A 1,248-nucleotide genomic window follows, 5' to 3' on the forward strand; every position below is an offset into this window, starting at 1 on the left:
GTGGTCGATTACAACGTGAAGGTCCGCGTGAAGTCGGACAACACGGGTGTCGACATCGCGAACGTGAAGATGTCGATGAACCCGTTCGACGAAATCGCCGTTGAAGAAGCCGTGCGCCTGAAGGAAGCGGGCGTCGCGACCGAAGTGATCGCCGTGTCGGTGGGCGTCACGCAAGCGCAGGAAACGCTGCGTACGGCGCTGGCGATCGGCGCGGATCGTGCGATCCTCGTCGAATCGACCGACAGCGTCGAGCCGCTGGCCGTCGCGAAGATCCTGAAGGCGCTGGTCGACAAGGAACAGCCGCAGCTGGTGATCCTCGGCAAGCAGGCGATCGACGACGATTCGAACCAGACCGGCCAGATGCTGGCCGCGCTGGCAGGCCTGCCGCAAGCGACGTTCGCGTCGAAGGTGACGGTGGCCGACGGCAAGGCAACGGTCGCACGTGAGGTCGACGGCGGCGCGGAAACGCTGTCGCTGACGCTGCCGGCCGTGATCACCACGGACCTGCGCCTGAACGAGCCGCGCTACGTGACGCTGCCGAACATCATGAAGGCGAAGAAGAAGCCGCTGGAAACCGTGAAGCCGGAAGACCTGGGCGTGGACGTCGCGCCGCGTCTGAAGACGCTGAAGGTTGTCGAGCCGCCGAAGCGTGCAGCCGGCGTGAAGGTGCCGGACGTGAAGACGCTGGTCGAGAAGCTGAAGACCGAAGCCAAGGTGCTGTAAGAGGGAGCGCAAAGAAATGACGATTCTGGTGATTGCAGAACACGACAACGCGTCGGTCAAGGCCGCGACGTTGAACACGGTGGCGGCGGCAGCGAAGATCGGTGGCGATATTCACGTGCTGGTCGCGGGCCACAACGCGCAAGCGGCTGCGGATGCAGCGGCAAAGATCGCAGGTGTGTCGAAGGTGCTGCTGGCCGACGCGCCGCAGCTCGAAGCAGGCCTGGCGGAAAACGTCGAAGCGACCGCGCTGAACATCGCGAAGGACTATTCGCACATCCTCGCGCCGGCAACTGCGTACGGCAAGAACATCGCACCGCGTATCGCCGCGAAGCTGGACGTCGCGCAGATCTCGGACATCACGGCGGTCGATTCGGCCGACACGTTCGAGCGCCCGATCTACGCCGGCAACGCGATCGCGACGGTGCAGTCGAGCGACCCGATCAAGGTCATCACGGTGCGTGCGACGGGTTTCGATCCGGTGGCGGCCGAAGGCGGCAGCGCGGCGGTCGAGAAGATCGAAGCGGC

Annotated in this window: 1 protein-coding gene and 1 pseudogene; both read left to right on the top strand. The window is 64.7% G+C overall.

The annotated features are described in order from the left end of the window. Positions 1-723 (top strand): electron transfer flavoprotein subunit beta/FixA family protein (locus U5809_RS34540; RefSeq protein WP_322089846.1); only part of this gene is annotated, 723 nt, incomplete at its 5' end. 16 nt (positions 724-739) lie between these two features. Beyond that, positions 740-1,248: pseudogene (locus U5809_RS34545) on the top strand (electron transfer flavoprotein subunit alpha/FixB family protein); the annotation flags it as partial.

This window comes from Burkholderia sp. BCC1999, assembly GCF_905339975.1.
GTDB lineage: Bacteria > Pseudomonadota > Gammaproteobacteria > Burkholderiales > Burkholderiaceae > Burkholderia.